This is a genomic window from Rudaea sp. (genome assembly GCF_036383415.1).
Taxonomy (GTDB): Bacteria; Pseudomonadota; Gammaproteobacteria; order Xanthomonadales; family Rhodanobacteraceae; genus Rudaea.
Window position 1 is genome coordinate 1 of sequence record NZ_DASVOK010000020.1, and the last position, 4,901, is coordinate 4,901.

The window sequence follows — 4,901 nt, forward strand, 5'->3', positions numbered from 1 at the left end:
GACTTGTCCTACGGCGCGGCCGCGTTCGGCTACGTCGCCTGGGCGCGCACCGCGGGCGCGGGCAAGGCGCTAGACGGCCTCGGCATGCTCGTCGAACAGGCCGCCGAATCGTTCGCGATCTGGCACGGCACGCGGCCCGACACCGACTCGGTGCACGACCTGCTGCGCAGCGAATTGCCGCTGCTGGCGACGGATTGACGATGGAATGTCGCGTCGGCTGCGGCGCCTGCTGCATCGCGCCGTCGATATCCTCACCGATCCCGGGGATGCCGAATGGCAAACCGGCCGGAGTGCGCTGCATTCAACTCGATGGCCTCAACCGCTGCCTGATCTTCGGCAGCCGGAACGGCCCGCCGTATGCCGTAATCTCAAGCCGGAGCCAGCGATGTGCGGCAGTAGCGCCGCCGAAGCCATGCGCACGATTGCCGTGTGGGAAGCGGCCAGCGCGCCTACGATGCCGTGAGGTATTCGTTCTTCAAGCGCACATAGTGCTTGGCTGAATAGTAGAGCTGCTCGATCTGCTTGTCGGTCAGCGTGCGCATGCAACGCGCGGGATTGCCAAGCCAAAGTTCGCCTTCGCCGACGACCTTGCCGGGCGACACGACCGCGCCAGCGCCGATCATCGCGTGCTTGCGTACGATCACCTTGTCGAGCACGGTCGCGTGCATGCCGATCAGGCATGCGTTCTCGATCGTGCAGGCGTGCAGGATCGCGCCGTGGCCGACGGTGACGTCGTCGCCGATGACCAGCGGCGCGCCGCCCGGCGTGTACGGACCGTCGTGGGTGACGTGCAGCACGCAGTTGTCCTGGATGTTGGTGCGCGCACCGATGCGGATGTAGTGCACGTCGCCGCGGGCCGCGACGAACGGCCAGATCGACACGTCATCACCGAGTTCGACATCGCCGACGACCACGGCGGCCGGATCGACGTAGACGTTTTCGCCGAGGCGCGGCAGGCGGCCGCGGTAGGGGCGCAGATGCATGGGATTCGATCTCGCTCGATGAGGTGGCGGCGCGCATCGTAGCACCGTGGCCGCTTTGCCCCCGCTTGCGTGGCGTCGGCCCCATGCCGTCACGCGCAGACGGCGCTACACTGAGACCATACGCTACCGAATCGCAGGATCGACCATGGACATGCCCGTCACCACGACCGACCTCGCCGCCACGCTCGCACGCCTGCGCGCCGCGCAACGCGCGAACGTGCCGACGTATCAGCAGCGCATGGACGACCTGAAGCGCCTGCGCAGCGCGTTCAAGGCACGCCAGGAAGTTTTGATCGCGGCGATGAACGCCGACTTCGGCCGCCGCGCGCGCGCGGACTGCATTCTCGGCGACGCATTCACCGTGCTCGCCGACATCGACCATATCCGCGCGCACCTGCATGGCTGGATGCGCAGCAAGCGCGATCTCGCCGACTGGCTGTTCTGGCCCGCGCGTACCGAGGTGCGCTACCAGCCGCTCGGCGTGGTCGGCGTGATCTCGCCGTGGAACTATCCGGTCAACCTCGCGCTGCTGCCGCTGTCGGCCGCGATCGCGGCGGGCAACCACGTGATGCTGAAGCCGTCCGAGCACACGCCGCGCACGTCGGAGGAATTGAAGGCTCTGCTCGAAGAAGTGTTCCCGGTCGATCGTGTCGCCACCGTGCTCGGCGGCGCCGATGTCGCCGCCGCGTTCGCCGCGCTGCCGTTCGATCATCTTTTCTTCACCGGCTCGACCGCGGTCGGACGCAAGGTCATGCTCGCCGCCGCGCAGAACCTGACGCCGGTGACGCTCGAACTCGGCGGCAAGTCGCCGGCGATCCTCGCGCCCGGCTATTCGATCGCGACCGCGGTCGATCGCATCGCCGCGGGCAAGCTGCTCAACGCCGGCCAGACCTGCATCGCACCCGACTACGTATTGATGCAAAAGGAAACTGTCGCCCCGTTCGTCGCCGAGATGCAGCGCGTCGTCGCGCAGCGCTATCCGGACCTCGCAACGAACTCCGCCTACACGAGCATCGTCAACGACGGCCAGTACCAACGCCTCGCCGGTTATCTGGCCGAGGCGCGCGCAGCCGGCGCGAACGTGGTCGAGCTCGCCCAAGGCGATGCCGCCAATCGCATCCTCGCGCCGACGCTGGTGATCGATCCGCCCGCGAATCTCGCCCTGATGCAGGACGAAATCTTCGGCCCGATCCTGCCGATCGTCACGGTCGATTCGGTCGATGCCGCAATCGACTTCGTCAACGCGCGCCCGCGCCCCCTCGCGCTCTACCACTTCGATCATGATCGTGCACGCACCGAGCGCGTGCTTGAGCGCACCGTCGCCGGTGGCGTCACCGTCAACGACACGGTGCTGCACATCGCGCAGTCGAAGCTGCCGTTCGGCGGCGTCGGCCCGTCGGGCATGGGCCACTACCACGGCCATGAAGGCTTTCTCACCTTCAGCAAGCAGAAGCCGGTGCTCTACCAGGCGCGCTTCAGCAGCATGAAGGTGTTGCGCCCGCCGTACGGCAAGCTCGCAAATTTCGTGCTGAAGTTTCTTTCGCGCTGACCCAGAACCTGTCCTTAAACCCAGTCGCGCGGCACGAGATATTCGCCCAGCCGTGCCTCGGCCGAATGCGGCTCGGGTGCATAGGCGTATTCGAAGCGCACGCGCGGCGGCAGCGACATCAGGATCGACTCGGTGCGCCCGCCCGATTGCAGGCCGAACAAGGTGCCGCGGTCGTAGACCAGGTTGAACTCGACGTAGCGGCCGCGCCGGTAGAGCTGGAACTCGCGCTCGCGCTCGCCGAAAAGTGTACTTTTTCTTTTTTCCACGATCGGCAGGTAGGCGTCGAGGAAACCGTTGCCGACCGCGCGCGTGAAATCGAAACAGCGCTCGAAACCGCCCTCGTTCAGATCGTCGAAAAACAGACCGCCGATGCCGCGCGTCTCGTTGCGGTGCTTGAGGAAAAAATAGTCGTCGCACCATTTCTTGTAGCGCGCGTAGACGTTCGCGCCGAACGGCGCGCAGAGGTCGCGCGCGACGCGATGCCAGTGGATGACATCCTCGTCGAACGGATAGTAGGGGGTCAGGTCGAAACCGCCGCCGAACCACCACACCGGCTCGGCGCCTTGCGCGCGCGCCTCGAAGTAACGCACGTTCATGTGCGTGGTCGGCACGTACGGGTTCTGCGGGTGCAGCACGAGCGAGACGCCGAGCGCCGACCATGCCCGTCCTGCCAGTTCGGGCCGGTGCGCGGTCGCCGACGGCGGCAAGGTATTGCCTTCCACGCGCGAGAAATTGACGCCGCCCTGCTCGAACACGGCGCCGTTCTTGAGCACGCGCGAGCGTCCGCCACCGCCCTCGCTGCGAGTCCAGGCATCTTCCACGAACCGGGCTCCGCCGTCGACGCGTTCGAGCGCGGTACAGATGCGATCCTGCAGATCGCGCAGATAGGTTTCGACGGCGGCAAGGGAATCCACGGGAATGCGGTTTTCGCTACGAAAGGAGCGTGAATGATACTGCGCCGCGCGCGCAGCCCGCGCGTATCGGTGCGCATCATCGAGCGTGACGACCGTCGTGACATTGCGGCACATTGCTGCGCAAACCTATACTTCGCCATTGTATTTCGCTTCGACGCCTCCGCTTGCCAGCCCGCATTGCGCCGCTTGCCATCACCGCCTTCACCGCCACCTGCGCCGCCGGACGCGGCTTGGGGGCGATTGCGCGCGCGCTCGAAACGCGCGCCGGTGGATTGACCGCGAATTCGTTCTCGACCCAGCCGCTCGACTGCCGGATCGGCCGCGTCTCCGGGCTGGAGCAGCTTGCCCTGCCCGACACGCTCGCGCGATTCGACTCGCGCAACCACCGCCTTGCTTGGCTCGGCCTCGATCAAGACGGCTTTCTCGAACGTGTACATGCGCTGCGCGAACGCCACGGCCCCACGCGTGTCGCCCTTGTGCTCGGCACGTCGACCTCGAGCATCGGCGAGACCGAGCGCGCCTATCGCGATCTCGACGCGCAGGGACGTTTCAGCACCGCGCAAAATCGACCGCAGGTGCACCAGTCGCACGCGCTCGGCCTGTTCGTGGCGCATGCGCTCGACCTCGCCGGACCGAACCTGACCATCGCGACGGCCTGCTCGTCGAGCGCGAAGGTGTTCGCCAGCGCCGAGCGCCTGTTGCGCCTGGGCCTCGTCGATGCGGCCATCGTCGGCGGCGTCGACACGCTGTGCGACAGCGTGCTGTTCGGCTTCAACTCGCTCGAACTCGTCTCGAACGAGGAATGCCGGCCATTCGACCTGAACCGACGCGGCCTCTCGCTCGGCGAGGCGGCCGGCTTCGCCATCCTCGAACGCATGCCGCAAAGTGGAAAAGTGGAAAAAGGCACACCGCTGCTGATCGGCTACGGCGAATCCAGCGACGCGCACCACATGTCCGCACCTCATCCGCAAGGACTCGGCGCCGAGCGCGCGCTCGACGACGCGCTAGCGCGCGCCGGCATCCGTGAAAGCCAAGTCGACTACATCAACCTGCATGGCACGGCGAGCAGGCAGAACGACGAGGTCGAGGCAGCGCTGATCGCGCGCCGCTTCCCGGCGGCGACGTGCGCGAGCTCGACCAAGGGCTGGAGCGGCCATACGCTCGGCGCGGCAGGCATCCTTGAGGCCGCGATCACGCTGATCGCGCTCGAGCGCGGCTTCGCGCCCGGCACGCTGAACGCGCGCGAGCTCGATCCGGCCTGCGGTCCGCAGATCCGCATCGACAACAGCGAAGCCGACTTGCGCATCGCGCTTTCTAACTCGTTCGGTTTCGGCGGCAACAACTGCTGCCTTGCGTTTGCACGCGGAGACGCTGCATGAGCGCGGCGCTGGAACTCGCGATCGAAGGCGTCGGCGTCTGCGCGCCGGGCATGGCCGACTGGACGGCAGCGCGCGA

Annotated in this window: 4 protein-coding genes and 2 pseudogenes; 4 read left to right on the plus strand and 2 right to left on the minus strand. The window is 66.8% G+C overall.

Going from position 1 to position 4,901, the window contains the following annotated elements:
- A pseudogene (locus tag VF497_RS00680) lies at positions 1-198 on the plus strand (shikimate dehydrogenase); the annotation flags it as partial.
- A gap of 2 nt (positions 199-200) precedes the next feature.
- Positions 201-463, plus strand: a pseudogene (locus tag VF497_RS00685) (YkgJ family cysteine cluster protein).
- Here the strand turns inward: VF497_RS00685 and VF497_RS00690 are convergent.
- Positions 450-983: a gamma carbonic anhydrase family protein gene (locus tag VF497_RS00690; RefSeq protein ID WP_330885249.1), complete on the minus strand. Its 534-nt coding sequence runs from the start codon at positions 981-983 to the stop codon at positions 450-452. The pseudogene VF497_RS00685 and the gene VF497_RS00690 overlap by 14 nt on opposite strands.
- Before the next feature lie 145 nt (positions 984-1,128).
- Between VF497_RS00690 and VF497_RS00695 the strand changes: the two genes are divergently transcribed.
- Complete coding sequence (locus VF497_RS00695) at positions 1,129-2,532, plus strand: coniferyl aldehyde dehydrogenase (protein ID WP_330885251.1); 1,404 nt, start codon at positions 1,129-1,131, stop codon at positions 2,530-2,532.
- A gap of 14 nt (positions 2,533-2,546) precedes the next feature.
- Here the strand turns inward: VF497_RS00695 and hemF are convergent, their stop codons facing one another.
- Positions 2,547-3,446, minus strand: coding sequence for an oxygen-dependent coproporphyrinogen oxidase (gene hemF / locus VF497_RS00700; protein ID WP_330885253.1), 900 nt, complete (start codon positions 3,444-3,446; stop codon positions 2,547-2,549).
- Between the two features lie 164 nt (positions 3,447-3,610).
- On the opposite strand from hemF, the gene VF497_RS00705 reads away from it, so the two are divergent.
- Entirely contained in the window at positions 3,611-4,825 is a 1,215-nt protein-coding gene (locus VF497_RS00705) for a beta-ketoacyl-[acyl-carrier-protein] synthase family protein (protein WP_330885255.1), read from the plus strand.
- The last annotated feature ends 76 nt before the right edge of the window (positions 4,826-4,901 follow it).

Bases quoted from the DNA above. Each gene is read 5' to 3' on its own strand.
- VF497_RS00690 (WP_330885249.1), bottom strand. From the start codon at position 983: ATGCATCTGCGCCCCTACCGCGGCCGCCTGCCGCGCCTCGGCGAAAAC.
- VF497_RS00695 (WP_330885251.1), top strand. From the start codon at position 1,129: ATGGACATGCCCGTCACCACGACCGACCTCGCCGCCACGCTCGCACGC.